At 47.7% G+C, this 25,459-nt stretch carries 24 protein-coding genes and 3 pseudogenes; 16 read left to right on the top strand and 11 right to left on the bottom strand.

Annotated elements, in window-relative coordinates; all coding sequences use genetic code 11:
* Positions 1-6 precede the first annotated feature (6 nt).
* The 5 genes and pseudogenes from RQN30_RS03515 (at position 7) to deoC (ending at position 5,346) form a co-directional block, all read left to right on the top strand.
* Complete coding sequence (locus RQN30_RS03515) at positions 7-1,200, top strand: ABC transporter permease (protein ID WP_353061269.1); 1,194 nt, start codon at positions 7-9, stop codon at positions 1,198-1,200.
* Positions 1,197-2,501, top strand: a complete 1,305-nt coding sequence (locus RQN30_RS03510; protein ID WP_353061268.1) for an ABC transporter permease — start codon at positions 1,197-1,199, stop codon at positions 2,499-2,501. Before RQN30_RS03515 ends, RQN30_RS03510 begins: the two co-directional genes overlap by 4 nt.
* A gap of 218 nt (positions 2,502-2,719) precedes the next feature.
* Positions 2,720-3,139 carry a cytidine deaminase gene (locus RQN30_RS03505; RefSeq protein WP_353061267.1) on the top strand — a complete coding sequence of 140 codons (420 nt, stop codon included), beginning with the start codon at positions 2,720-2,722 and terminating at the stop codon, positions 3,137-3,139.
* 76 nt (positions 3,140-3,215) lie between these two features.
* Positions 3,216-4,504: pseudogene (locus RQN30_RS03500) on the top strand (thymidine phosphorylase).
* A 182-nt stretch (positions 4,505-4,686) separates the two neighbouring features.
* Positions 4,687-5,346, top strand: a complete 660-nt coding sequence (deoC, locus tag RQN30_RS03495; RefSeq protein WP_353061266.1) for a deoxyribose-phosphate aldolase — start codon at positions 4,687-4,689, stop codon at positions 5,344-5,346.
* A 140-nt stretch (positions 5,347-5,486) separates the two neighbouring features.
* Here deoC and RQN30_RS03490 read toward each other — a convergent pair whose 3' ends face one another.
* Complete coding sequence (locus RQN30_RS03490; RefSeq protein WP_353061265.1) at positions 5,487-7,178, bottom strand: phospho-sugar mutase; 1,692 nt, start codon at positions 7,176-7,178, stop codon at positions 5,487-5,489.
* A gap of 34 nt (positions 7,179-7,212) precedes the next feature.
* Positions 7,213-7,919: pseudogene (locus tag RQN30_RS03485) on the bottom strand (purine-nucleoside phosphorylase).
* 220 nt (positions 7,920-8,139) lie between these two features.
* Between RQN30_RS03485 and RQN30_RS03480 the strand changes: the two are divergent.
* From RQN30_RS03480 to RQN30_RS03470, 5 genes are all read left to right on the top strand, one after another.
* Positions 8,140-8,349 (top strand): hypothetical protein, encoded by a 210-nt coding sequence (locus tag RQN30_RS03480; protein ID WP_353061264.1) that lies wholly within the window; start codon positions 8,140-8,142, stop codon positions 8,347-8,349.
* A gap of 441 nt (positions 8,350-8,790) precedes the next feature.
* On the top strand, positions 8,791-8,931 hold the full coding sequence (locus tag RQN30_RS12525) for a hypothetical protein (protein ID WP_491608698.1): 141 nt from the start codon (positions 8,791-8,793) through the stop codon (positions 8,929-8,931).
* Positions 8,928-9,068 (top strand): hypothetical protein, encoded by a 141-nt coding sequence (locus RQN30_RS12520; protein WP_491608697.1) that lies wholly within the window; start codon positions 8,928-8,930, stop codon positions 9,066-9,068. The genes RQN30_RS12525 and RQN30_RS12520 overlap by 4 nt, the downstream gene beginning before the upstream one ends.
* Complete coding sequence (locus RQN30_RS12515; protein ID WP_491608715.1) at positions 9,029-9,400, top strand: LOG family protein; 372 nt, start codon at positions 9,029-9,031, stop codon at positions 9,398-9,400. Before RQN30_RS12520 ends, RQN30_RS12515 begins: the two co-directional genes overlap by 40 nt.
* Before the next feature lie 241 nt (positions 9,401-9,641).
* Positions 9,642-9,818: a DUF3117 domain-containing protein gene (locus RQN30_RS03470; RefSeq protein WP_353061263.1), complete on the top strand. Its 177-nt coding sequence runs from the start codon at positions 9,642-9,644 to the stop codon at positions 9,816-9,818.
* Positions 9,819-9,970: 152 nt separating this feature from the next.
* Here RQN30_RS03470 and RQN30_RS03465 read toward each other — a convergent pair whose 3' ends face one another.
* The 7 genes from RQN30_RS03465 to RQN30_RS03440 all read right to left on the bottom strand — a co-directional run bounded on the left by RQN30_RS03465 (position 9,971) and on the right by RQN30_RS03440 (position 16,205).
* Positions 9,971-10,603 carry an O-methyltransferase gene (locus tag RQN30_RS03465; RefSeq protein WP_353061262.1) on the bottom strand — a complete coding sequence of 211 codons (633 nt, stop codon included), beginning with the start codon at positions 10,601-10,603 and terminating at the stop codon, positions 9,971-9,973.
* A 215-nt stretch (positions 10,604-10,818) separates the two neighbouring features.
* The gene (locus tag RQN30_RS03460) at positions 10,819-11,946 is read right to left on the bottom strand and encodes an Mrp/NBP35 family ATP-binding protein (RefSeq protein ID WP_353061261.1); all 1,128 of its coding nucleotides are present in this window, start codon (positions 11,944-11,946) and stop codon (positions 10,819-10,821) included.
* A 97-nt stretch (positions 11,947-12,043) separates the two neighbouring features.
* Positions 12,044-12,556 (bottom strand): DUF1003 domain-containing protein, encoded by a 513-nt coding sequence (locus RQN30_RS03455; protein WP_491608696.1) that lies wholly within the window; start codon positions 12,554-12,556, stop codon positions 12,044-12,046.
* Entirely contained in the window at positions 12,553-12,681 is a 129-nt protein-coding gene (locus RQN30_RS12510; RefSeq protein WP_491608695.1) for a hypothetical protein, read from the bottom strand. The genes RQN30_RS03455 and RQN30_RS12510 overlap by 4 nt, the downstream gene beginning before the upstream one ends.
* A gap of 4 nt (positions 12,682-12,685) precedes the next feature.
* The gene (locus RQN30_RS03450) at positions 12,686-14,104 is read right to left on the bottom strand and encodes a magnesium transporter MgtE N-terminal domain-containing protein (protein ID WP_353061260.1); all 1,419 of its coding nucleotides are present in this window, start codon (positions 14,102-14,104) and stop codon (positions 12,686-12,688) included.
* A 77-nt stretch (positions 14,105-14,181) separates the two neighbouring features.
* Positions 14,182-15,741 carry an aminopeptidase P family protein gene (locus tag RQN30_RS03445; protein WP_491608694.1) on the bottom strand — a complete coding sequence of 520 codons (1,560 nt, stop codon included), beginning with the start codon at positions 15,739-15,741 and terminating at the stop codon, positions 14,182-14,184.
* 113 nt (positions 15,742-15,854) lie between these two features.
* Positions 15,855-16,205, bottom strand: coding sequence for a hypothetical protein (locus RQN30_RS03440; protein WP_353061258.1), 351 nt, complete (start codon positions 16,203-16,205; stop codon positions 15,855-15,857).
* A gap of 119 nt (positions 16,206-16,324) precedes the next feature.
* Between RQN30_RS03440 and RQN30_RS03435 the strand changes: the two genes are divergently transcribed.
* Genes RQN30_RS03435 through RQN30_RS03425 form a run of 3 tightly spaced genes read left to right on the top strand, consistent with a single transcriptional unit; the run spans position 16,325 to position 17,788 of the window.
* Positions 16,325-16,846 (top strand): PHP domain-containing protein, encoded by a 522-nt coding sequence (locus tag RQN30_RS03435; protein WP_353061257.1) that lies wholly within the window; start codon positions 16,325-16,327, stop codon positions 16,844-16,846.
* Positions 16,813-17,181 (top strand): hypothetical protein, encoded by a 369-nt coding sequence (locus RQN30_RS03430; RefSeq protein ID WP_353061256.1) that lies wholly within the window; start codon positions 16,813-16,815, stop codon positions 17,179-17,181. Before RQN30_RS03435 ends, RQN30_RS03430 begins: the two co-directional genes overlap by 34 nt.
* Positions 17,171-17,788, top strand: coding sequence for a MarC family protein (locus RQN30_RS03425; protein ID WP_353061255.1), 618 nt, complete (start codon positions 17,171-17,173; stop codon positions 17,786-17,788). Before RQN30_RS03430 ends, RQN30_RS03425 begins: the two co-directional genes overlap by 11 nt.
* A 96-nt stretch (positions 17,789-17,884) precedes the next feature.
* On the opposite strand, the pseudogene RQN30_RS03420 reads toward RQN30_RS03425, so the two are convergent.
* Both RQN30_RS03420 and RQN30_RS03415 read right to left on the bottom strand, forming a co-directional pair.
* Positions 17,885-19,463: pseudogene (locus tag RQN30_RS03420) on the bottom strand (DEAD/DEAH box helicase).
* A 298-nt stretch (positions 19,464-19,761) separates the two neighbouring features.
* Positions 19,762-19,986: a DUF3107 domain-containing protein gene (locus RQN30_RS03415; RefSeq protein WP_353061254.1), complete on the bottom strand. Its 225-nt coding sequence runs from the start codon at positions 19,984-19,986 to the stop codon at positions 19,762-19,764.
* 499 nt (positions 19,987-20,485) lie between these two features.
* On the opposite strand from RQN30_RS03415, the gene RQN30_RS03410 reads away from it, so the two are divergent.
* The 3 genes from RQN30_RS03410 to RQN30_RS03400 are packed head-to-tail and all read left to right on the top strand — an operon-like array spanning position 20,486 to position 25,457.
* Positions 20,486-23,764, top strand: coding sequence for a PD-(D/E)XK nuclease family protein (locus RQN30_RS03410; protein WP_353061253.1), 3,279 nt, complete (start codon positions 20,486-20,488; stop codon positions 23,762-23,764).
* On the top strand, positions 23,761-24,174 hold the full coding sequence (locus tag RQN30_RS03405; protein ID WP_353061252.1) for a UvrD-helicase domain-containing protein: 414 nt from the start codon (positions 23,761-23,763) through the stop codon (positions 24,172-24,174). The genes RQN30_RS03410 and RQN30_RS03405 overlap by 4 nt, the downstream gene beginning before the upstream one ends.
* Positions 24,159-25,457, top strand: coding sequence for a UvrD-helicase domain-containing protein (locus tag RQN30_RS03400; RefSeq protein WP_353061753.1), 1,299 nt, complete (start codon positions 24,159-24,161; stop codon positions 25,455-25,457). Before RQN30_RS03405 ends, RQN30_RS03400 begins: the two co-directional genes overlap by 16 nt.
* Positions 25,458-25,459: the final 2 nt, after the last annotated feature.

Genomic DNA, 25,459 nt, shown 5'->3' with positions numbered 1-25,459 from the left:
GTGGAAATGGCTGAAAAGAATCGTGCTGCTTCCTTAAAACCAGGTGCAGGTACCTGGTGTAAAGGTTTTATTCACACAGGGTTGCGTTCCGGCTGGATTGTGGCAGTTCTTGCAGTGCTCTTTGCATTTCTTATTGGCGCAATTCTGATTGTGATTGCGGGAGCGAATGTTGGTGAGGCGTATTATGCAATGTTCCGCGGTGCAATTTTCGATCCGGAAGCACGCAATTTTACCCGTTCGATTATGCCGATTACCAACACATTAATTTATGCTGCCCCGCTGATTATTGCCGGATTGGGGCTTGGGTTTGGTTTCAAAGCCGGACTGTTTAATATCGGCGGTACCGGACAGCTGATATTCGGTGCGCTGGGTGCAATTTGGGTTGGTACGAAGCTTTCGCTCCCAATGGGGCTGCACCTGATTGTTGCCCTGCTAGTTGCAATGATTGCCGGCGGAATATATGCCGGAATTGCCGGCGTACTGAAAGCGAAAACCGGTGCAAACGAAGTAATTATCACGATTATGCTGAATTCGATTGCTTCCCTTGCAATCGCCTATTTGCTTTCGCTGAAGTATTGGCAATCTGCTGGTTCGATTAATCCGCAAACTTCGGAAGCTGCAGCCACAGCAAGGCTACCGCTCTTACTGCCAGCTCCATTCAAACTGCATTTAGGAATTGTGATTGCAGTGCTGGCAACGATTGCTTACTGGTGGATCTTGAAGCGTTCAACATTCGGATTTGAACTGCAAGCCGTCGGTGCTAATCCGCATGCAGCTAACACTGCTGGTATGTCGATTGCGCGTGTAACCACTTTGACGATGGTCGGGTCTGGCGTATTTCTCGGATTAGCTGGTGCAAACCAAGCTTTGGGAACAATCGGATACGTGACGGCAGGTGTGGCAGGTTCAATTGGTTTTGACGCAATTACTGTTGCGCTGCTTGGAAGAAACACACCGATTGGAATTTTCTGTTCCGGATTGCTTTTTGGTGCATTCCAGGCAGGCGGTTATGCGATGCAGACCAAAGGCGTGCCGATTGATATGATTCTGATTTTACAATCGCTGATTGTGCTCTTTATTGCTGCTCCGGCATTGGTGCGTTTCATCGTACGTTTGCCGAAACCAGATGGGAAGTCACTGCGCGAATATGTAGCAACGATGGCAGATAACTCCGCCGCAACGAAAGGAGAAGCAGCATGAACATGCAAGTACAGGTAAATGCACAAACGACGGCTGCCAGTGCTTCTTTGCGCAAGATCTCGTGGAAGCTGCCGATTACTTTCACTTTTGCGACGCTGCTCCTTGGGCTCTTTGCAATTAAAGCAAATGGAGATACGCTGCTGCGCTTGAATGATGCAAAGCAGAAAATCACGATTCCCGATTTTTCACTTCCGGCGAGTATGGTGCTCTGGGTATTCTTCGCATTGGCGGGACTAATCACTATTTACGCCTATTTTTCGGCTGTTTCAAAAGGAAAGTTTGGGAAACTCGAAAAACGTCTCGATACTGCGGGAGCGATTATCGTCGCTCTTCTGACCGTACTTGGTTTCATGATTTTCGCCGGTGCAGGTTCTGCTGGTGCGGTAACTATTACTTCGACACTGGTTTCGACAATTGCGATTTCGACACCATTAATTTTCGGTGCGCTTTCCGGTGTAATCTGTGAGCATGTCGGAGTTGTGAATATTGCGATTGAAGGGCAGCTGCTTGTGGGGGCATTTGCTGGAGCAATGGCTGCATCTTTCTTCCAGAATCCGTTTGCGGGTCTTCTTCTTGCTCCGATTATGGGGGCTTTGCTCGGCGTATTGCTTGCACTTTTCTCTGTCGTCTACGGTGTGGACCAAATTATTGTCGGCGTGGTGTTAAATGTGCTTGCACTCGGTTTAACCACATTTTTTGCGGGCACTTTGATGAGTGATAATGCAGCTCTTTTCAATACGAATAAGTATTCGCTGCAAGCACTGCCAATTCCGGGGCTTTCACAGATTCCGGTGATCGGTCCGGCGCTTTTCAATCAAACAATTTTGGTTTACAGCATGTATATAACCGTGATTGTGCTGACCATCTTCCTTTACCGCTCGCGGTGGGGATTGCGGATGCGTGCCTGCGGTGAGCATCCGCGTGCAGCAGATACTGTCGGGATTAATGTGAACCGGACCCGCTTCCTGAATACGATTCTCGGTTCGGCAGTTGCCGGATTGGGCGGAGCATTCTTCACTATCGGCTCGGGATTAATTTTCACTGACAATATGGCTGCAGGAAATGGTTATATTGCACTTGCGGCAATGATTCTTGGAAAATGGCATCCGATCGGCGCAGTTGGGGCAGCGTTGATGTTCGGATTTGCGAAAGCGCTTGCTTTGCTCGTGCCGAATTTGACTACTGCGATTCCGTCGCAATTAGTGAATATGATTCCATATGTTGTCACAATTATTGCTGTCGCCGGATTTGTTGGGAAGTCACGTCCGCCGGCTGCGGAAAATATTCCGTATTTGAAGTAAAGGGAAGCGAATCCAGGAGTATTTGCTGCAATTTAGGTTGGGCATTTTCGCAATTTCTGGTCCTGAAGTATTTTCGGCTAGCTGTGCCGTACGGATTCAGCTAGCCGAAACACTTTTACTTCTCTAATTTTAGTGTTGAAAATTAGCGTTTCAATAAAAGAAACACAATTTTTCAGCTCTCATAAATCAATGATGATTTAAATGAATGGATAAAACTGATGGATTTTGATTGGGCAGAACTTTTTCAAAAGGCGCATGAAGCGATGAAATGCGCCTATGCGCCTTATTCACATTACCCGGTCGGAGCGGCAGGAATCACTACCGACGGAAGAATTTTTACTGGCTGCAATGTTGAAAATGCTTCAACAGGGCTCGGGCTATGTGCCGAATGCGGTATGATTTCAGCGCTAATACTCGCAGGCGGCGGGAAGCTTGCAGCAGTGGCGTGTGTAAATCAGCTTGGCGAACTGATTACGCCATGCGGCAGGTGCAGACAGTTAATTTATGAACATGGCAGCGGATCCTGCCTTGTGGCAATGCCGAATGGGGAAGTGACGATTGACGATTTACTTCCGGGAGCATTCGGTCCAGACGATTTAAGTAAGGTTTCTCCAGTGCGGGAAATGTCTGCAAACTAGATTTTGGAAGTGTAAATATCGGCAGAAGATAGTCAGCGCAGAACGAACAGATTTTTACAAGACAAGGATGAAAATAATGGCAGAGAAATTTGATGTTGTTGATGTGATTCGCACTAAGCGCGACGGCGGAGTGCTATCGCTTGCGCAAATTAACTGGACAATCGACGCTTATACGCGCGGGGTAGTTGCCGATGATCAGATGGCAGCGCTTGCGATGGCAATCTTTATTCGCGGAATGAACCGTGAAGAAATCGCACAGTGGACAGCCGCAATGATTGCAAGCGGCGAAAGAATGGACTTTTCCCGTCTCGGGAGAAAAACTGCCGATAAGCATTCGACTGGCGGCGTAGGTGATAAGATTACGCTTCCGCTTGCACCGCTCGTTGCTGTTTATGGGATTGCTGTTCCGCAGCTTTCCGGACGCGGGCTTGGGCACACTGGCGGTACGCTTGATAAGCTTGAAGCAATTAAAGGGTGGCGGGCAAATCTTTCAAATGAAGAAATAATGCGCCAGCTTGGTTTAACCGGCCCAGGAGCGGTAATTTGCGCCGCGGGCAGCGGGCTTGCTCCCGCAGATAAGAAACTTTATGCACTGCGTGACGTAACTTCAACAGTTGATTGTATTCCGTTGATTGCTTCTTCAATTATGTCGAAGAAGATTGCTGAAGGTACAGACTCTCTCGTACTTGATGTGAAGGTCGGATCCGGAGCATTTATGAAAGAACAGCCAATGGCACGGGAACTTGCCCGCACAATGGTTGATTTAGGTACGGACGCGGGTGTGGACACAGTTGCACTTCTCACTGATATGTCTACACCGCTCGGGTTGAAAATCGGCAATGCACTCGAAGTTGAAGAATCGGTTGAAGTACTCGCAGGCGGCGGACCGGCAGATGTGGTTGAGCTGACGCTGGCTCTTGCACGGGAAATGGTGCGCGCTGCAGGAAAACCCGACGCTGATCTGGAGACAGCGCTGAAAGACGGACGGGCAATGGACAAATGGCGTGAAATGATTACAGCGCAGGGCGGAGATCCGGACGCTGAAATGCCGAAAGCACAGCACAGCCAGGATATTCTCGCTGCAGAAAGCGGTGTGATTTCAAAAATGGATGCGCTTGGCGTGGGTGTGGCTTCGTGGCGGCTTGGCGCAGGCAGAGCAAAGCAGGGTGAACCGGTACAGCTTGGTGCAGGGATTGAACTTTTGCAAAACCGGGAGATTACGTAGAAAAAGGACAGAAGTTGATGACGCTGTATACCGATGACGAGTCACGTTTTGCACGTGCGTTTGAATCGCTCGACGGCGCTATCGAATACGGCGAAAGTGCGCAGCTGCCGCAGTCCGTCGTACTGGAACGAATCAGCTGAAGAGGCTGAAGTGTTCACCCTATTATGCTGATTCGCGAAAAAACCGGCATGATAGCGAAATACTCGCAAACTCAGGTGAGAACTGGCAGAATTACAAGTGGTTCGCACCTGGATGAGCCAAGAAATTTTTAAACTTTTAGTTTTGCAGATGCAAAAATTCGCAACATTTAAGGAGAAAAACTATGACAGTGCGTGATGAAGTTGCTGCAATTATTGACCATACTCTGCTCAAACCAGAAGCAACCTATGATGATGTGCGGGCACTGATTGAAGAAGCAAAAGCCATTGGAGCATATTCAGTCTGTATTTCACCATCAATGCTTCCGCTTCCAGAAGATATTGATCTTGGGGAATTGCATCTTGCAGCGGTGTGCGGTTTCCCCTCAGGTGCTGTAGCGTCATCTGTAAAAGCTGCAGAAGCAGCACTTGCCGTAGCATCGGGTGCCGACGAAGTAGATATGGTTGTAAATATTGGATTGGTGAAAGAGCATGATTGGGACGGTGTTGCGCTGGATATTGCATCCGTACGCGACGCAATTCCGTTTGCAGTATTGAAAGTGATTATTGAATCAGCTGCCCTTACTGATGAGGAAATCGTGAAAGTCTGTGAGATTTCCCGTGAAGTTGATGCGGACTTTGTGAAGACTTCAACCGGTTTCCATCCGGCCGGAGGCGCTTCAGTACATGCGGTTGAGCTGATGAAAAAGACCGTCGGTGAAGAACTTGAGGTGAAAGCATCCGGCGGGATTCGCGACGGAAAGTTTGCAGCAGAACTGATTAATGCTGGTGCAACTCGTCTTGGGCTTTCTTCCTCCCGGAAGGTACTTGATACGCTTGCATAATTTAACTCAGCCGTGCAAGAACCGGACAGTTGGATAAATAAATAAGCACAGCAAGTTAAATTGGCGGTTTGAATCTAGGCTTTCATTCGAAAGTCGATTCAAACCGCCGATTTGTGTTTGCGATATGACTTCGCCTTGTGTTAGAGCTTCAGCTCCTGGTCTATATCTGCTTTGAATTGTGCAATCCGTTTTGCAGCTTCTGCTTTTGCCTGATCGAGCTGCAGCTCTGCCGCTACCGGCACGATTACTTCAAGGTAGCATTTCACTTTTGGTTCAGTACCAGATGGGCGAATGATTACGCGGTCATTTGCCTGATTGTGAATCATCACTGCGTCAGTCGGCGGAAGCGTATCTGTGCCTTTGGAAAGATCTGCAATCGAGGTAACCGGAGCACCGGCAAGAGTCTGCGGCGGATTGCTGCGGATTTTTGCCATTGTTGCCGGAATAATCGCAAGATCTTCGACACGCACGGTCACTGGAGCTGAAAGATAAACTCCGTGCCGCACTGCCAGACGGTCAAGTTCATCCAGCAGTGTTTTACCTGCGGATTTTAATCGGGCGGCAATCGTCACCAGAAGCAGCGCAGCAGAAATTCCGTCCTTATCTTTTACTGCAGTTGGATTTACACAAAAGCCGATTGCTTCTTCATATCCAAAGATGATGCGTTCAGCACGGGAAATCCATTTAAACCCGGTAAGGGTAGCTTCATAGTGTAAGCCGTGATGTTTTGCAATCTGCGCAAGCAAACGGGAAGAGACAATGGAAGACGCAAGAGTACCGTCGGTGTTTTCGGTTTCTCCGGCTGCGGAAGCTACCGCTTCACCGAGAATTGCACCAATTTCATCCCCGGAAAGCTGCCGCCAGGTGCCGTCGCCTGCCGGCACGGCGGCAGAGCACCGATCAGCATCAGGATCGGAAGCAATCACAATATCGGCATTTGTTTCTGTTGCAAGTGCGATTGCTAAATCTAAAGCGCCGGCTTCTTCCGGATTTGGGAAAGACACGGTTGGGAAATCTGGATTAGGATGAATCTGTTCCGGAACGCCAGTTACGTCATCGAAACCAGCAGCTGCGAACACTTTACTCATAGTTTCAAACCCGACACCATGCATTGCGGTGTAAACAATCTTTAAGTTACGCGGACTGTGCGGATCAATTGTGCTCACAGCAGCGGTATTGTATGCTTCCATCACCGATTCGGGCACGGTTTCCCAGCCATCTTCTGCCAGCGGAATTTCATCTGCTGGGGCGAAGGCACTAATTTTTGCTGCAATTTCCGTGTCAACTGGCGGCACAATCTGTGCTCCGCGCCCATTTTCATCTATTGCCCGTCCGCCAAGGTAAACTTTATATCCGTTGTCTTGCGGCGGATTATGTGATGCTGTGACCATAACTCCGGCATCCGCATTTAAGTGGCGTACGGCAAATGCGAGCATCGGCGTGGGGAGCAGGCGCGGCATGAGGAGTGCTTTCATCCCTGCAGCTGTAACGATTGCAGCAGTGTCTTGCGCGAAGTCTGCTGAATTGTGGCGTCCGTCGTACCCGATAACCACCACGGCGTCTTTGCCGACTTTTTCTGCCAACCATGCAGTTAGCCCAGCGGCAGCTCGGCGGACGACGGCACGATTCATCCGGAACGGACCTGCTCCCATTTTTCCGCGCAGTCCGGCAGTGCCAAATTGCAGTGTGCCTTGGAAGCGGTCGGCGATGTCAGCTTGGGCAGCAGTATCGCCGTTTTTGGCTGCGGCAAGTACCGCTGAAAGTTCCTCACGGGCTGCTGCTTCCGGATCGTGTTTTATCCATTCTGCTACGGTCTGAAAATCGATACTCATTGCGTTTAATCCTGAACTTTCTTTTGAGTTTTGTTTACTTTTCGTCTTTGAAAATTTCGGTGTTGAAAATATGGGAAACAATTTCTGCAAGCAGCTTTGAAATTCGCGGACCGGCAGCTTTTCCTGCGGCAAGCACTTCCTGGTGATTCAGATTTCCCGGTGCGAATCCTGCTGCATGGTTCGTAACCAGAGAAATTCCAAGAATTTCCATTCCAGCTTCGCGTGCTGCAATAGCTTCAAGTGCGGTCGACATTCCAACGAGATCTGCGCCAATTAAACGTGCCATTTTTACTTCTGCCGGTGTTTCGTAATGCGGACCGGGAATTGCGCATACACACCTTCTGGGAGTGCAGAATCTACTTCGCGGGCGAGCGTGCGCAGGCGGGAGGAGTAAAGATCAGTGAGGTCAACAAAGTTTGCTCCCTCGATTGGAGAGGCCGCAGTGAGGTTAATATGGTCTTTAATTAGCACTGGTGAGCCAGGATTCCATTCGGTAACTGTAGAACCGCAGCCATTAGTGAGAATGCAAATCTTTGCTCCAGCCGCTGCTGCAGTGCGTACACCATGAGCGACGGCTCTCACGCCTTTGCCTTCGTAGTAGTGGGTCCGCGCGCCTAAAACAAGTGCATATTTTTCGTTCGGCAGCTTGATAGCTGTGATTTTTCCGCCATGCCCTGCTACTGCTGATGCTGAAAATCCGGGGATTTCTTCAGCTGGGATTTCTGCAACCTGCTCCCCAATGAGCTGTGCAGCTTCGCCCCAGCCGGAACCAAGCGTCAGTGCAAGGTCAAAACTTGCGATACCAGTTTTTCGCTAATTACTTTTGCTGCTGTGATGGCAGCTTCTTTCGGAGTATTAATTGTCATGCGTTTATTTTACTCGTAGTTTCCGCAAATTTCTTGAAGTTATCCCCACTGCAGCCGAAATTTTTTATTTCGGCAGTGTAAGCAATATTGAAAATATGAAGAATCAGATTCGAATTACCGCAATGTCTAGACATAACCTATTGCTTTTTATCCGTGTGATTTCTGTTTTGAATAAGATGATGTCTGATAATGCGGAAAAGATCATTGCCATGTTGGAGGTAAAATCTATGTTATTTAACGTAAACGGCGGAAAATGCCCGCCGCCGGGGAAAAATTATGATAATTCCGGTTTTACTGCAAGATAGTGAATATTAAGAATCTGCAACAATCTAATTCTTCACTATATAAATCATAAAAGTACTTGTATTTCCACAGAATATTTTATATATTCCTGAATCTCCCGTCTGCCTGAACATAAGAAACTGCCTTTCCGGAAATTGGTGACAGCTATATTAGATAACAACTTCATCATAATTTCTGCAGTATGTAACATTTCCGCAGGATCATTCATTAACGGCAGTGCGCTTGCAGCGCAAAAATTCAGCGAAAACATGTTTATTAAACTATTGGTAAACTCTGTGCGCTATTTTTAGAAGCATGAAAAATAATCGCGAAAAATATCAAACCGGGCCGCTAATTCTGCGCGGAACACAGATTCCTGAAGAGACTTTTGATGCGGCGCTGCTGAGTCCGAAACTTAAACGGAAACAATCGAAAAAGATCGAATTTCCGATAGCTGGCGGATTATGCGAATCCAATCTGAAATATTTGAAGGTTTCGACGCGATGCATGATGTGGGACCAGCAATTTCAATGTTCGGATCGGCACGTACCAAGCCGGGGAGAAATATTACGAACTTGCAGCCAAAATTGCCGGTGAGCTGGTGAATCGAGACTTTGCAGTAATTACCGGCGGCGGGCACGGAATCATGGAAGCGGCAAACAAAGGCGCTGCCGAAGCCGGGGAACATCCGTTGGACTCGGGATTGAATTACCGTTTGAACAGGGAATCAACGAATACGTAAATCTCGGTATTAACTTTCGCTACTTTTTTGTACGCAAACTGATGTTTGTAAAATACGCACTCGGATTCGTAGTACTTCCAGGCGGATTCGGCACACTCGACGAGCTGTTTGAAGCTGTGACGTTGGTGCAAACAAACAAGATTTCCAGCTTTCCAATTGTGTTGGTCGGCAAAGAATTTTGGGGCGGACTCGTAGACTGGATTCAAGATACGCTTGTGCGTGAAAGAATGATTACCTCGGATAATCTTGAACTGATCAAAGTTGTAGACACAGCAGAAGAAGCTGTTGCAGCAGTATCTGCTGGATTAAAACGTTTGCTTGCAGAAAAATAAAATACAGAGAATACACAATACTTCCTTGTAATGCTGAAAACAATAATGCGGATCACATCCAAAGAAATTTGTAAGAAAAAGCAATTTACCTGACTTGCTGGCAAACTTTGCGTAGAATGAAACTATATTGCAGCTTGCCGCAATGCGGCGCGCAGGCTGGCAGTCTTTGCAGGTGAAATTGTGGCGGACAGTTACATGATTATATTTCGTGCAAAATGTTCGTTGAGCGAAGGAGTTCAAAATGGCAGCAATGAAACCACGCACCGGCGATGGTCCGCTCGAAGCAGAGCGCGATAATCACGGAGTCACGGTGAAAATCCCGCTTGAAGGCGGCGGACGGATGGTGCTCCTATTCAAAGACGCTGAATTAAACGAGCTGGCAAAAGTAGTAACCGACCATTTAAAAGAAGTTAAATAACAAGTAAAATGCCAGTATATACAGTTCAATAATTCAGAGAGAAAACCAATCGCACTGCGAAAGCTGGGAAAATTAAGCAATCACGATAAAATATCCCAGCTTTCGTTACAGATACGGATTTAAGTGAAGTTACCGCAGGAAATTAATAGTGCTTACTTCTTCACTGCGAAAATAATTCCATCACTGAGCGGAAGCAGCGTCGCAGTCACATCTTCAGATGAAATCAAATCCAGCCCCAGATTTCGCAGTGCGACGGTCGCTTCGTCACGCTTTGCCGGATCCGCTACAAGATCGTTGCGCAATGCATGCAAAATTACAAGCATCCCGCCTTGGCGGAGCATCCGCACAGCTTCCATTGCATCTCCTGCGGCTTCAAGCGGATCGCCGTCGAGAAGAACCAAATCATAAGAATCTTTTGCTAGCCGCGGCAGCAAGTCAACAGAACGGCCGTTTATTAACCGGTAACGTGAGGGGCGCAGCCCGGCATTAGTGAAAAATTCGCGAGCATAATTTTGCGCCTCCGATTCAATATCGATTGAAGTGATTACCACATCGCGTTTTGATTCAAACATATAAAGTGCGGAAACACCTGTGCCGGTGCCGACTTCAGCGATTGATTTCACCTGCGGCAGGCTTGCCAAACTGGTCAGGAAATTCCCGGCAGCAGCAGTAACCGGAGTAATTCCAAGCTCTTCAGCCTCAAATCTTGCTTTTGCAATAAGTAATGAAGTCTCGTTGATTACCTGTTCGCAATAGGACCAGGAGGCTGCTTTATTCGCGGTCATGTTTTCCCTTTATATGTGATGTGTGCAGTGTTTTCGTGTGCGTATCAATCGCTGATTGCACAGTTCACGGCACACAAGTGATGATTACAATAAAAATATCTCAGAAATCAAAACCTGAGTGCTGTGCAGGCCAGTGCTGTGAAAACCGAAATCTGAAAACAAAAATCGGCAACAGTAACCAGCGGCACTAATAACTTTAGCTGATATCGGCAGTTTTAGACTGGTGAAACAGAAAGTGCGCGTCCGGAAAGACCGCGTGCCCGGTTTGCAAGTTTCTTTGCAACTGCACGAATTGCTTCCTGTGCTTCAGACGAACCCGAACTGACCGCAAAAGGAACCCCAGCATCTCCGCCTTCGCGCAATGGCTGTTCAAGCGGTACTTTTGCCAGCAGCGGAACCTCAGATTCGAGTAAATCTGAAAGCTGAGCAGCAAGAGTTTCGCCGCCGCCATTTCCAAAAATCTCCATTCTTGTGCCGTCAGGAGCAAGAAGATAACTCATATTTTCGATTACGCCAACCACTTTTTGTTCTGTTTGCTTCGCCATCATCCCTGCGCGTTCGGCAACTTCAGCGGCAGCAGACTGCGGTGTAGTAACAACAATAATTTCCGCATTTGGAATCAGCTGTGCAACAGAAATCGCAATATCCCCAGTTCCTGGTGGAAGATCAATTAAAAGCACATCAATATCGCCCCAGAAAACATCTGCGAAAAATTGTTCGAGTGCACGATGCAGCATTGGACCGCGCCAAACCACCGGCGTATTCTCTTCCAAAAACATCCCGATGGAAATGACTTTCACACCATGCGCCACCGGCGGAATAATCATATTATCCAAAATTTGCGGCGGAGTTGTTACTCCCATCATTTGCGGAATTGAAAAGCCGTAAATATCTGCATCGACCACACCTACTTTTAGACCGTCTTTCGCCATTGCAGCAGCAAGATTTACGGTCATGGAAGACTTTCCGACTCCGCCTTTGCCCGAAGAAATTGCATAGACCCGAGTGAGACTATTCGGCTTTGCGAAAGGAATCTCCCGCTCAGGAACTCCGCCGCGCAAGGTCTGCTTCAACTTTATCCGCTGTTCCTCATTCATCACGCCAACTTTTACTTCGACTGCGGAAACACCTTCCACCTGCAAAAGAACCTGTTCGATATCAGCGGTAATCGAATCGCGCAGCGGGCAGCCTGCCGTCGTTAAATTAATTGCTACCGCCGCTTTGCCTGCTTCGGTAATTTCAACGCTTTCAACCATCCCGAGTTCGGTGATCGGGCGGCGAATCTCCGGATCAAGTACTTCTGCTAATTTCGCTGTCAGTTCTGCTGTGGTAGGTAAACTCATGATTTTAATCTTAACCTATATTTTGTTAGTTCCTCCATGAGGAAACAAAGACTTAGCTGATTTTTCGGAATGTTATGGCGAATATTACTGAATAATATTACTGAAAATCACTGTGCGGATTGTTCGCGGTGCGGAAATTTTCACTGCCGATATTTTCGCTGTTTTCACTGTTTTTACTGTTAATTTGCGCATTACTTTTCTCAAGCTGTGCAATCCGAGCCGTAAGTTCCTTAATCGCAATATCGCGTTTTGTAAGCTCCTCTTTTGTTTCTTCAAACCTTTCGAGGACATCGCGCAGCTCCGACCGAATGAAATCACGTGTTGCAACCTCACCGAGTCCAAGACGAAGCGCAGCAATTTCGCGTGTCAAATATTCGGTATCCGCAAGATTCTGCGCAGCAAGAAGCCGATCGCGCTGTGCCGTTACCCGATCGCGATCATCTTGCCGGTTTTGCGCAAGCAAAATCAGCGGAGCAGAATAAGAAGCCTGTAAAGATAACATTAAGGTGAGCGCAGTAAAGCCGAGAGCTGCTGAATCGAACTGTAAATATTCCGGTGCAAGCGTATTCCACGCAATCCAAATCACCACGAAAACAGTCAAATAAATCAAGAACTGGGGGTGCCGGTAAATCTGGCAATCCGCTCAGCTGCGATTCCAGAGACTTCAGAATCGAAGCGGGATTTCCGCATTTTCCGGGCGCTCTTATCAAGCGGTTTATCGAAAGACTCTGGCATTTGCCTACCTCCTCATTTCAGCTTTGGTTACTTTCCCAATCAGTATTTTCCGAATACGTAGTTTCATCGGCAATACCGGGTTGAATGTCTCAAATTTTTCTTGATAATCTGCTGCGCTGAGTTCGGTTTGCTGTTCTTCCCATTCTTCACTTTCAGCTCCGTAACTTTCATTAATTGCCTGATCTAAAATCAGCTCATCGTAATCACGCCAATGTTTCGGCAAGAGATGATCAAGTACATCGTCTACAGACACAGCGCCAACCAATAATTTTTCATCCACCACAGGCATTGCGGTGATATTGTAGGTTGCAAATACGCGGGTAATCGTTCCAATCTCGACATCCGGGGTGAAAGGTTCCAAATCGGAATCAATAAGTGAACCGAGCAGTGTCGCCGGAGGTTCACGAAGTGCACGCTGCAGATGAACAACACCGAGAAAGCGTCCCGTTGGAGTCTCAAGCGGCGGCCGGCAGACAAAAATCATTGTTGCCAGCGCCGGCGGAATATCAATTCGGCGCGCGTGTGCAAGCGCCGTAGCGACAGTGGCGTCAGGCGGAAGGACAATCGGTTCCGTCGTCATTAAACCGCCGGCGGAGCGGCCTTCATAAGACATCAAACGCCGCACATCATTCGCTTCATCCGGTTCCATCCGGCTCAGAAGTATTTCTGCCTGTGTCTTCGGCAGTGTCGAAATCAAATCCGCTGCGTCATCAGGCTGCATCACGTCAAGCACATCTGCTGCGCGTTCAACGTCCAAGCCGCCCATAATTGTTACCCGGTCTTCTTCGCCGAGTTCTTCGATAATGTCTGCAAGGCGTTCATCGCCGAGAGCATTTGCGACGGAAAGGATTCGTTCATCCGGCAAATCTCGGAGTAAATCTGCAACATCGGGCGCTTTCATTCCTTCAAGCTGAGCGAGAATCGAACTCGCCCCTTGATTTGCGAGCTTTGTATTTAATCCGGTCACTTCACTGATTTCGACCACTCGGGTATTTCCCGCATCTTGGGAATCCTTGTTCATTCTTACGTAAAGCTGCGTAAGCCGCCATTCACGTCCTTTCGTCTGTTCCATAGCGACATCTTCAAGTAACGCGGTTCCTGATCCGTCTTTGAATTTCACCACCCGGTCAAACATTTCCGAAACCACGAGCGTTTCCGCAGGACGCTGGGAAAAACGGCGAATATTCAAGATTCCGTTTGTAATCACTTGGCCATTCTCAATTGCCGTCACCCGGGTGAGAGGGAGAAAGACCCGGCGTTTACCAGCTACTTCCACCACTAACCCCACTGCCAGCGGCGCACCTTTTAAACGAAATACGGCGACTACATCTTTTACTGACCCGACACGATCCCCAATCGGATCGAACACGTCAGTACCAGCGAGACGACCGATAAACACGCGCCGATTCGCGATTACGCTCATATTTTCTCCTTGTTGAATTTAGGCGGCTGATTTTTACAATTCAGTTTCAGACTGGATTAGCTTTGCTGACGCCTGTTTTATCTTTCGTCCTGGGCAGATTTAATCCATGCTTCTACAGCTTCGACGGTACGCGGAATATCTTCAGAAAGGCGGATTGCCCCAGTTGGAGTCATCAGGATGTCATCTTCAATACGCACGCCGATACCGCGGAAACGTTCAGGCACCTTTAAATCATCTGCACGGAAATAAATCCCGGGTTCGATTGTGAAAATCATTCCTGGTTCCAGCTCGGCAAGATCATAGAGTTCACGTTTTGCCTGAGCGCAATCGTGTACGTCAAGACCAAGATGATGAGAGGTGCCGTGCGGCATCCAGCGTCGATGATACTGCCCTTCCGGATTGAGGGATTCTTCCGCAGATACTGGAAGTACTCCCCATTCTTCAAGATATTTGGCAATAACTTCCATCGCGGCAGTATGAACATCGCGGAAACGTACGCCTGGTTCATTTGCCTTTTGCAGAGCAGCTTCACACGCTGCAAGCACTGCTTCATAAACTTCACGCTGTGTGTCGTTAAATTTTCCGTTTACCGGAAGTGTGCGGGTGATGTCTGCAGTATAAAGTGAATCCACCTCCACACCGGCATCTACAAGGATTAAATCACCTTCACGAACTGGGCCGTCGTTAGCAATCCAGTGCAATGTGTTTGCATGATTTCCGGAAGCGGCAATGGTGTCGTAACCCAAGCCGTTACCTTCTTCACGAGCTTTCGCTCCGAAAGCGCCTTCAACTACCCGTTCACCCCGCCAATGCCCAACTGCACGCGGAAGACTGCGCAGAATTTCAGTAAAGCCCGCATGGGTGGCGGCTACCGCTTTCTGCATTTCTGAAATTTCGTATTCGTCTTTAATCAGCCGAAGTTCAGAAGCGGCTTCGGCAAGTTCGAAATCGGCTGCTGCGCTTCTCTCGGCAATCGCATTTTGCTGGCGCAATTCCTGTACTAACGCGTCAATTTTCGCATCGACATTTGTAATCATCCGCAACTGGGTTTGACCAGCACCGAGATCCTTTGCCAGCGCATCGCGCAGCCCATCAATGTGTGCCGTCTTTATCCCGGTAAGTGTGCTCATTTCGGAGGCAGAAAGACGTGCTCCAACCCAGAATTCACCGTGACGCGAGTCAGCCCAGAATTCTTCGGCAGTACGCGAAGCGCGGGGGTGAAAATAAAGTGTAGCTTCGTGGGTGGGGGTAGCATTTTCTCCGTCCGCATCGAAAATTGGTTCAAGCACGAGCACCGCACCCGGTTCATCTTCCTGACCGAGTCCGGTAAGGTGAGAAAATGCCGAGTGTGCACGGAAACGGTAGTCGGTATCGTTCGAGCGCACCTGTAAATCTCCAGCCGGGAAAACCAGCCGCTCGCCAAGAAACTGTTTGCCAAGTTTCGCATGGCGTGCAGGCAGATAGTCAGCGGCTGCGCTACGCGCCGGACCAGCCGGGCGCGGACCCCAATCTTCACCGATGAACTTCCGGAAAGCGGCAGCGCCTGGTCGTTTGGTTCGATTGTGTGCGCGATTTTCGATTTCTTTTGCGATTTCAAATTCACTATTTTTTTCGGCATTATTTTTTAACTCACTCATGCAACCCATTATTCCATGCTTTCTGTTTTGATAACGTGCCGTTTTGCTCTTAGCAGGAGCAAATTAAAGCGTGAATTAAAGCGTGTTACTCGAATCAATGCGCTTTAATTACGTCAATGTTGGCTGTTGACTGCTGGCTGTTGGTTGTTGCCGGAAAATGTATTTTCCGAAGTTATTGAATAATGCGGCCTTGAATCATCCGATTTGCGGAATTTCCCCAGCATAAACTGTACGGTGTAGAAATTTTGCAGTATCTGATGAAAATCAGCCGTCGATTTCAAAAAAATCGTGCTGCGCTTGGGTTTGCAATTAATTTGTGCTGATGAAATTTCGTTCAATGGTAGAACAAACGTGCAGCGGCGGAATAAATTTGGAAGACGCAACGGTGATGAATATCCGAACGAAAGTCCGCTCAGGAAAGTACTGGAAAGAAGTAAAGCTATGCCACATTCTTCAACTTTCAAAAACACGAGTCTGCGAGTGATAATTAAAACTGTATTTAACGAAATATTATTAATAATAAATTTTATAAGCTTTATGTTGTATAAGTATGCATTCTGATTGAGCTGCGGGGAGAGTTGAGATGCGAATTGATTTGCACACGCATTCGCTTGTTTCCGACGGGACAGACTCTCCGGCGCAGCTTGTACAAAAAGCGAAAGCTGCAGGTCTTGACGCAGTTGCAATCACTGATCACGATACTATCGGCGGCTGGGAGGAAGCCGCCAGTGCGGCTGTTTCAGCTCGGATTGCGCTTGTGCGGGGAATGGAGACAACCACTTCCTACTGCGGAGTGATTGTGCATTTATTAGCCTACTTATTCAATCCTGAACATCCGAAACTGCTGGAACATTTCTTTCGAATGCGGCATGGCCGCAATGAACGGGTAAAAGAAATGGCATTGCGTGTCGCGCAAGATTATCCGATAAATTTGGAACGAATTATGGAAAATGCCGGAGCAAACGGTACGCTTGGCCGCCCGCATATTGCCGATGAGCTGGTGCGGATCGGAGCGGCAAAAACCGTTCTGCAGCGTTTGCGCAAATTATTACACCTGGATCAAAATACTATGTGCGCAACGAATCTCCGAATCTGCTTGATATGATTTCTTGGGTTGCAGACGCCGGCGGGAAAACTGTGATTGCCCATCCGAAAGCAAAATCCCGCGGAAAAATTTTAAGTGACGACGGAATTCGCCAAAGTGCGGAAGCAGGGCTTTTCGGTATTGAGATTAAACATCGGGACAATCCGGAAAATGAACGCGAAAAATTGGTCTCGCTGGCAGCAGAACTAAATCTGGAACAATTCGGGTCAAGTGACTATCACGGCAAAGGGAAACCGAATTTAATTGGTGAAAACACCACAGCGGAGAGTGTATATCGAAAGCTGATTGCAGGAACATTCCTGCCGGTAATTGAAGGGAAAATGCATGGGATTTGATTTGGCGCTTTTTGGATCGGCGTTGACAACATTAGTAGTTATCGTAGATCCGCCCGGAAATTTACCAATTTTTATGGCGCTTACCGCGAGAACCTCGGAAAAGCAGCGCCGTCGGACCGCGTTACTCTCAAACCTGATTGCACTGACAATACTGCTGATTTTTGGTTTTTTCGGCGCCCAAATGTTTAACGCAATGGGAATCAGCACACAAGCACTGCAGATTTCAGGCGGTTTGCTGCTTTTAATTATTTCTTTGCAGCTGCTTACTGGCGAAGAATCAAATCCTGGTGATGAAACCGGAGCAATCAACGCGGCTGTAGTTCCGCTTGGCACCCCATTAATTGCCGGACCAGGCGGCATTGTTGCGTTTATGCTGCTTGTTGAAAGATCGCAAGGATCCATCGGTGAACTGCTTACAGTAACTCTTGGGCTGATTGCGGTGCTCACGATTTCATGGGCGTCAATGTTCTTCGCCACTCCAATTATGAAAGTGCTTGGAGATTCTGGATTAATGCTGTTGACCAAACTTTCCGGAATGCTCCTCGCAGCGATTGCAGTACAGCTGATGATTGAAGGCGTACTGGGAGTTATGAAGAACTTCCTCTGATTTTTCCTATTTTATTTAACCGGTTAAATAAAATATTTACCGGTTAAATAAAATTTTGCGGCGAAAGCCTGATTTGCAGATTTTCGCAGTTTCGGACTAATCCTTTTTTATTCGACGGCGAGTGCGCGGTTTGCGCTGCCGATTTTCGTCTTTGCTGCGGTTGTGATTATTTTCGGTATTATGTTCAGTTCCGGCAGCTGTAAAATTGCCGTCGTTGGAAGATAAATGCTTCCGGATTCGTTTTCGGCTGCGGCGTCCGGAATCGGTTCGATCATGGTGCCGATTGCGGGTCCGGCGTCCTGTCTCGCCGAGATCTTCAACTTTTTCTGCAGCAAGACCGGCGCGTACTTGTTTATCTCGGGGAAGTTTCCCTGTTGTACCGCTTGGAATATCGAGATCTGTGTAGAGATGTTCCGACGTATGATACGTTTCCTCGGGAGCGGGGAAACTGAGATTCAAAGCTTTATTTATCATCAGCCATCGCGGGGTATCCTCCCAATCAACGAAAGTTACTGCAGTCCCCTTATTTCCGGCACGTCCGGTGCGGCCAATACGGTGCAAATAGATTTTTTCGTCTTCCGGACATTGATAGTTTATAACGTGTGTCACATTGTCTACATCAATGCCGCGGGCGGCTACATCCGTTGCGACAAGCACATCAATTTTGCTTTTGCGGAATGCTCTTAATGCACGTTCGCGCGCACCTTGACCGAGGTTTCCATGAAGTGCTCCTGCCGCAAATCCGCGGGTTGCTAACTCATCTGCAAGCTGACCGGCCTGGCGTTTCGTCTTGGTGAAGATGATTGCAAGACCGCGATTACGCGCTTGCAGAATCCGTGAAATCACCTCTGCTTTATTCATTTCATGGCATCGATAAACAACCTGCTTGACTGTTTTTACAGTGGAGGAAGAATCGTTCGGTTCTTGTGCGCGAATATGAGTGGGATGGTTCATGTACCGGCGTGCCATCGCAATTACAGCTCCCGGTATGGTGGCAGAAAAAGCATTGTATGCCGATTAGCTGGAGTTGCGGCCAGGATTGTTTCTACATCTTCGAGAAAACCAAGATCAAGCATCTCATCGGCTTCATCGAGCACCACTATTTTGATACTTGAAAGATTCAGTACATGATGTTTTTTAAATCAATGATTCGGCCCGGCGTACCAACGACGATTTCTGCGCCGCGCTGAAGTTCCTCCCGCTGCGGTTCGTAAGCGACACCGCCATAAACTTCCGCGATACGTATTGAAAGATATTTTGCTGCATCCCGTAAATCTCCCGCTACCTGTTTTGCAAGTTCGCGGGTTGGCAGAATAATAAGTCCTTGCGGTGCGCCCGGGTTTTCCAGTTCAGCGTATTCAGCATCTTGCGGACCAATAATATTTTCGAGCATCGGCAGACCGAAACCGAGAGTTTTGCCGGTGCCTGTTTTTGCCTGACCGATAATGTCGGAATGTTTCAGCGCAATCGGCAAAGTCAGAGCTTGGATTGGGAAAGGGTGCGTGATTCCTTTTTCGGTAAGTGCATTCACGATTTCTGCGGAGAGACCAAATTCGGAAAAGCTTTTTTCCATCAGATTCGGTTCGTTAACAGAGCTGGCAGCATCGGTTTTCGGATGTTTTGTTTTCGGTGCCTCAGCCTGGGCGGAATTTACAATTCCAGATATGTTTGTCATTAGTCTCTCTTTTTAATTTTCTTTATTTTCAACGCGGCAGATGTGATTCTGGCAGGAGTCGGGAAACTTCTCCTGGGAAAGTTAATCGCTTCGATTTTCCAATAGCAGCGATACTGGTGGTATGCGGAAAAGTATCGTTAATGCGGATAATCCGCAGAATTTCGGATACTGCCGTGATTAATGAATCCGACGGTATCCGAAACACGCAGGTTAAAATTTTCGGGCGGTTTAGAGTTTACGGAATTTGTGCTTCCGGAAAAGAAAATCGCTTTTTGTCTTCCGAAAATTCTGGATGATTTTAGATGAATCCAAAGCCTACGCGGCGTTGTTCTTCTTGTGTTAGGCGGATATATCCCAGCGATCGGGCTGGAATTATTATTGAAGCACCATCGGATCCAGTAAGCTCAAGTACGGTGCCTGATGTGAGCGCAGCAACGATTTGTGATTTCAGCGCTTCCTTGGTGATGTCTACTTCAATTGTCAGCGGCGCCGCGCCGTCGCGAATTCCAATAGTTAGTTCCATTATTCTCCTCTCACTTCGCGCAATCGTCTTTTGTACTTGCTGTGAGAACAGACAGAAGCGCGGTGAGTACTCCAAGCACGTTCCCTTTCTTTCCAGATGTGTTTTCTGCAGATGCTTCTCATCTGTGCTGAAACGTGCGGGGTTATTAATCATTCGCTGCTATTATACCTGGTAGCAATGCGATAGATTCTTTTTGCGTCAGATATCGCTTCTAGGTGAATGAAATTTGTGAGTCCGGCGGATAATGAATAAATGCGCAGAATTTACTTTTATCAAGAGTCACTTGTGTTTTTCGGAAGTGATTTTGTGTATTTTACCTGCGGTTTTGCTGCCGAAATTGAAAAAGCAGGAAAATTTTCGGGAAGGGATGTTTTATAGTTGAAGAAAAGAAACACGGATTACTTCTTTCCTTTCTGCATTGCATGGGATTATTTTTACGTGTTCGGGTGATATTTATTAAGTATCGCTGGTGATGTCCGGTGTATGCGAAAGGGATTAGATGGCAGAGTTTCCTCTTGATGAATCGCAGAATTCTGTGCTCAGAGCATTAGCTCAGCACGACGCAATAAGTGTGTTCGGCGCTCCCGGTACAGGTAAAAGTTTTACGCTGCGTGCAATAGTGAAAAATGCACTTTCACTCAATCCTGCTGCACAAATCGCCGTGCTCACTACGAGTCGGCGCAGCGCTTCCGCGACACGGAATCAGCTTTCGCTTGAGCTGGGCGGTTTAAATAAGGGAGTTCAAGTGCGTTCAATCAGTGCATTTGCTTTCGAAATTGTGGCGCGGTATGCACAGCTCTCTGGCCGGCGTCCTCCGGAATTAATCACCGGTCCGGATCAGGATGCGATTTTGAAAGAAGCTTTTGAGATTGCGCTTAGTAATTTACCTTCGAAACTTGATTTGTCGCTTGCGCAGATTCCAAATCTTTCACCGGAAACGGTTAATCTTCCTGCGTTTCGTGCAGATTTTCGTGATTTGATTACTCGCGCGGCAGAGCTGCAGCTTTCACCAGCAGATTTGACGGCTCTTTCGCGGCAGCACCGAATCCCTGTTTGGGAGCTGGGTGCACAGCTAATGGAAACTTATGAGAAGATGCTTGCTTCTTCCGCTGGTATTGAACATGCGCATGCAGATCAGGTGGATCATGCACGGCTCGCTGCACTTGCTGCACGCGATATTCAGCTTTGGCGTGCGGATCAGGAAAAAGATTCGCACTTTTTGAATTCATTGCAGATTCCGCGGTGGGATTTAATACTCGTCGATGATGTGCAAAATGCGCCGTTATCATTACTGGAGTTACTGCGTCAGCTCCAAGCGAGCGGGGCAAAGATTGTTACTTTTGGTGATCCAGACTCGGCTGTGGAAGGATACCGCGGCGGTGTGGCGTATCTGCCGATGCTGCTGACTCGCTCACGCGCAGCGAAAGGTCTTGGCGCAGTGCGCTTGAATTTGCAGATAAGCTACCGGACTTGCGGTGATATTGCGCTTATTGCAGCTCAAATTCAGCAGGCAATCCACACAGCCGGCGGCGGTTCGCATCGCAATGTTGTGTGCAGACTTCGGAAAGATGCCGATCCGGAACAAAACGATTCTAATGTGTTGGCACGGACTTTCGTCAATGAGCGTGCGCAGATTGCTTTTATCGCGAATGAATTCAAGCGGTTGCATCTTGAGCAGGGAATCGGTTACGGGGAAATGGCAGTGATTACGCGCTCGGCATCTGAACATCTGCGGTTGCGCCGTCTTTTCGAAGAATTTCAAATTTCCGTGGAACCGGCAGTATCCACGCTTCCGCTGCGTGAAGCACCGCTTGTACACGAAATTCTTTCCTTAATTGCATCGGTTATTGGATTCAAATCTGCGCAGCTTGCTGCGAATGTCAGCGAGATTCTCGGTGGGCGGTTATTTGGGTATCCGCCCGCTGTAATTCGGAGAATTACCCGCGAACTGCACGGATGGGAGTTACTTGCCGCAGGCACTCGCAGCGGAAGCGAATTGCTGGAATCGCTGACGAAAAATCCTGATGCTGAAATTTATGCAAAGATACCCGAACTGGTAAAGATTGCGGCTGCAGCTTCCGCAATTAAAAAAGCAGAATCAGAACAGATAAATGTGCAGGAAGCACTGTGGCAAATCTGGGATACTTTACAGATTGCGCAAGATTTGCAGGAGCAAGCGCTTAACGGCGGAGAGCTTGGAACACTTGCAGATGAAAACCTCGACTCGGTAATGCAGCTATTCCGTTTCGCGCAGCGGGCGGCTGAACGTGAAAACGGAGCAGTTTCGTTGCAGCGTCTGCTTTCCTTGCTTGAAGTACAGGATTTGCCTGAGGATTCGATTGCGAAGTCCGGAAACAATATAAATCAGGTCGCATTGATTACTGCCGCATCTGCAATGGGGCAGAACTGGAAATATGCAGCAGTTGTTAATATTAACGATGGAAGCTGGCCGAATACTCAGCTGCGCAACCCGCTCACACAAGTTCCGCAGCTCAGCTCAATGGTGATTCATTCTCTGGTGGCTGGTGAAAATTTACCGCCGCGTGCTTTACTTAGCGAAGTAATTGATGACGAACTGCGAATGTTTCTGGTTGCAGTCACCCGAGCTGCGAATCGGCTTTATCTATGCGCAGTCGAATCCGATGCTGCGAACGCATCTGCATTCTTGAAATTGGTAGCTGCTGAAGTGCCAAAAGAGATGCCTGCTGCAGCGGAAAACAAAATGGATGAATCAGCTGCCGCAGCAAAACAGAAAGTTGGAAATACACCCAAGCCGTTCCGAGTGCCGCTGCTTCATTGCACAAGTGAAATAAAAGTGATTAACTATCAAAATGAGCTGGGTAAGCTCCGTATAGTTGCCCGTTACGGATCTGATTCAATGCGGTTACAAGCAAAAAATATGATTGCTGCGTTACTGAAATCCCGCAGTGAACAGCAGGGAAGCAGGCATTTAGATACTTGGGTTGATGAACTTCCAATTTCTATTGATGCGGAAATCCCAGGTAAACCTACAGTTAGCCCTTCAAGTGCAGAACGGTATCTTGAATGCCCGCTTTCGGCTTTTTATAATCAAATCGGTGCGCGTGCTGACGACGGAACGTCGCTTTCTCTTGAAATTGGTTCATTGCTTCACAAGATTTTTGAGCTGCATCCGGACGGCGGAGTTACGGAAATGATTACTTCGCTTGATTCGCTTTGGCAAAACTATTTCCCGGCTTTGGAAGAAGCTGATTTTGCAGACATCCGCACTGAATTGCTTGAAATGATTCAAAATTACGACCACTACGCGCAGCAGACAGCTGGTTTACATAAATACACCGAGCTTTCTGCGAAATATATTGGTGCGGAGTTTGATGTGCATGCGCGGATTGACCGCCTTGAAGCTAATCCGGATAATCCGCAAGAAGCTGCTGTTGTTGATTTTAAGACAAGTAAATCTTACCCAACCTCCTCTGAAGTACGAGTGAATCCGCAGCTGCGCATATATCAATGGCTGATTGATCAGGGATGTTTAGAATCTGCAGATAGCGGGGATAAGATTACACGCAGCTCTGGAGCAAGTTTATTTTTCTTACGAAAACCGTTGAAAAGAGCGTTTTACCGACAGGAAAAACTTTCTGCAGAACAGTTACAAGAAGTTGAAACAGACTTAATGCAGGTCGCAAGTGATATAAAGGGGCCGCAATTCTTGGCACAGGCAGAAAGTAAGCTCTGTGCAAACAGGTGCGCTTTTAAAACACTCTGCCCGGGATATGAAGGAAAGCGGGTGTTTTCATGAATAATGCAATCACTTACGAGGATTTTGCAGGCACGCTCGAATTTCGTCCCACTGACGAGCAAGCAGCGGTAATTACTTCAAATGCTCCGGCAATGCTCGTAATCGCAGGTGCAGGTTCCGGCAAGACTACGACAATGAGTCAGCGGATTGCTTGGAAGATAGTCTCCGGGCAAGTACGCCCGGATCAGGTACTCGGTCTTACTTTCACACATAAAGCTGCTGGTGAACTGGCACAGAGCGCATATAAAGAAATTGAAAACGCGAAGCGTGAACTTTCTGCGCAGCTTTCAGCTCAGAAATCACCTCTTTCGCGGCGCAATAGCACAGTAACGGGCATCGTTGCGGGAAAAGATACTGGTGTGCAGAAAAAACGGAAGCCTCTCGTTCGGAGGAAATACAAGGCGAGCTGAATTTAAAAGCGAACTCAGCTTCCGAGAACATTACTGAAACAGCAGAAACAGATTCCATAAATCAGCTCAATATTCAGGCAAACGCATTTCACACAGATTTGATTCGTCCAACGATTAGCACTTACAACTCCTTTGCGGCTGAACTTGCGTCCTCCTACGCCATGCTAATCGGTGAAGATCCGCGCGCGCGGCTCATTACCGACGCAGAACGTTGGCAAATTATGAATGATATTGTGATAAATGCAGATATTCCCCTTGAAAATGCTGAAATCTTACGTGAAAGCAGCATTGATGTAACTGTGGAATCTGCACTGAAACTTGCAGCTGCAATTATCGATAATGATGTGGCAGCCGCAGATTTAAAAGTTTATTTACAACATGAAATTGATGTGGTAAAAGAACTTAATGCGGCAGGAGCTCTTAACACGAAGCCATTCCGCGGGACCGAAGCAAGCAAAGGTTTTCAGGTCTTAAAAGACGGACTCCCGACTATGGAATTCCGCCTTGCAATACTGCCGTATGTTGAAGCATATTTTGCCTATAAAAAAGAAAACAGCTTAATTGAATTTGCTGACCAAATCTCGTGGGCAACAAAGATTCTCCAGACAGTTCCAGCGGTGGGAAAGAAATTACGCGAACAATATAAACTTGTACTTCTGGACGAATACCAAGACACCTCTGTGAATCAAGCTCGATTCCTTGCACAAGCATTTAAAGGAGTCGATTCTGTATGCGCAGTGGGTGATCCAAATCAGGCAATTTACGGCTGGCGGGGAGCCAGCGCAAACGCACTCGCTGATTTTATTGACTTCTTTGAAGTAGCTGTACAAGACCAACTCACACTGTACACATCTTTCCGAAACCCGATTTCCGTATTGAATGCTGCCAACAAAATCACTCACGGGTTTAAACAAGAAATAAATCTGACCGAGCTTTATGAAAAATTCGCAGATCTTGGAGAATCTGGACGTCCATGGATTGATGAACCAATTATCCAAACAGGGAAGAGCGGATTAAAACTGCCAGTCCTCCGTCCGAGAACAGATGCTCAGTTGGGTAAGGTAATACATGTGCACCGCCATCTGCGCCAAGATTCATATACAGCCATGGCAGCTCAGATTGCTGCTGATTTTGCAGAACTTTCACACTCCGCTGCAGCAGGCAAAACAGTGAAAGCACCGACAGGAGCGGTTCTTATCCGCACTCATTCGATTGCGGAAGAAATTGGGAAAGCACTCAAAACACAAAATTTAGAATATGAAATAGTTGGGGAACCCCGGTAATT

Origin of the sequence: Arcanobacterium hippocoleae, assembly GCF_040360365.1 — a bacterium.
Classification (GTDB): Bacteria; Actinomycetota; Actinomycetes; order Actinomycetales; family Actinomycetaceae; genus Arcanobacterium_A; species Arcanobacterium_A hippocoleae_A.
The sequence above is the reverse complement of the archived record's forward strand: the minus strand, read 5'-3'. Positions and strand labels throughout refer to the sequence as shown.

What these genes read in the sequence shown, in the direction of transcription:
- RQN30_RS03515 (WP_353061269.1), top strand. Translation starts at nt 7, where the DNA reads ATGGCTGAAAAGAATCGTGCTGCTTCCTTAAAACCAGGTGCAGGTACC.
- RQN30_RS03510 (WP_353061268.1), top strand. Translation starts at nt 1,197, where the DNA reads ATGAACATGCAAGTACAGGTAAATGCACAAACGACGGCTGCCAGTGCT.
- RQN30_RS03505 (WP_353061267.1), top strand. Translation starts at nt 2,720, where the DNA reads ATGGATTTTGATTGGGCAGAACTTTTTCAAAAGGCGCATGAAGCGATG.
- deoC (WP_353061266.1), top strand. Translation starts at nt 4,687, where the DNA reads ATGACAGTGCGTGATGAAGTTGCTGCAATTATTGACCATACTCTGCTC.
- RQN30_RS03490 (WP_353061265.1), bottom strand. Translation starts at nt 7,178, where the DNA reads ATGAGTATCGATTTTCAGACCGTAGCAGAATGGATAAAACACGATCCG.
- RQN30_RS03480 (WP_353061264.1), top strand. Translation starts at nt 8,140, where the DNA reads ATGAAGAATCAGATTCGAATTACCGCAATGTCTAGACATAACCTATTG.
- RQN30_RS12525 (WP_491608698.1), top strand. Translation starts at nt 8,791, where the DNA reads ATGCGAATCCAATCTGAAATATTTGAAGGTTTCGACGCGATGCATGAT.
- RQN30_RS03470 (WP_353061263.1), top strand. Translation starts at nt 9,642, where the DNA reads ATGGCAGCAATGAAACCACGCACCGGCGATGGTCCGCTCGAAGCAGAG.
- RQN30_RS03465 (WP_353061262.1), bottom strand. Translation starts at nt 10,603, where the DNA reads ATGACCGCGAATAAAGCAGCCTCCTGGTCCTATTGCGAACAGGTAATC.
- RQN30_RS03460 (WP_353061261.1), bottom strand. Translation starts at nt 11,946, where the DNA reads ATGAGTTTACCTACCACAGCAGAACTGACAGCGAAATTAGCAGAAGTA.
- RQN30_RS12510 (WP_491608695.1), bottom strand. Translation starts at nt 12,681, where the DNA reads ATGCCAGAGTCTTTCGATAAACCGCTTGATAAGAGCGCCCGGAAAATG.
- RQN30_RS03450 (WP_353061260.1), bottom strand. Translation starts at nt 14,104, where the DNA reads ATGAGCGTAATCGCGAATCGGCGCGTGTTTATCGGTCGTCTCGCTGGT.
- RQN30_RS03445 (WP_491608694.1), bottom strand. Translation starts at nt 15,741, where the DNA reads ATGAGTGAGTTAAAAAATAATGCCGAAAAAAATAGTGAATTTGAAATC.
- RQN30_RS03435 (WP_353061257.1), top strand. Translation starts at nt 16,325, where the DNA reads ATGCGAATTGATTTGCACACGCATTCGCTTGTTTCCGACGGGACAGAC.
- RQN30_RS03425 (WP_353061255.1), top strand. Translation starts at nt 17,171, where the DNA reads ATGGGATTTGATTTGGCGCTTTTTGGATCGGCGTTGACAACATTAGTA.
- RQN30_RS03415 (WP_353061254.1), bottom strand. Translation starts at nt 19,986, where the DNA reads ATGGAACTAACTATTGGAATTCGCGACGGCGCGGCGCCGCTGACAATT.
- RQN30_RS03410 (WP_353061253.1), top strand. Translation starts at nt 20,486, where the DNA reads ATGGCAGAGTTTCCTCTTGATGAATCGCAGAATTCTGTGCTCAGAGCA.
- RQN30_RS03405 (WP_353061252.1), top strand. Translation starts at nt 23,761, where the DNA reads ATGAATAATGCAATCACTTACGAGGATTTTGCAGGCACGCTCGAATTT.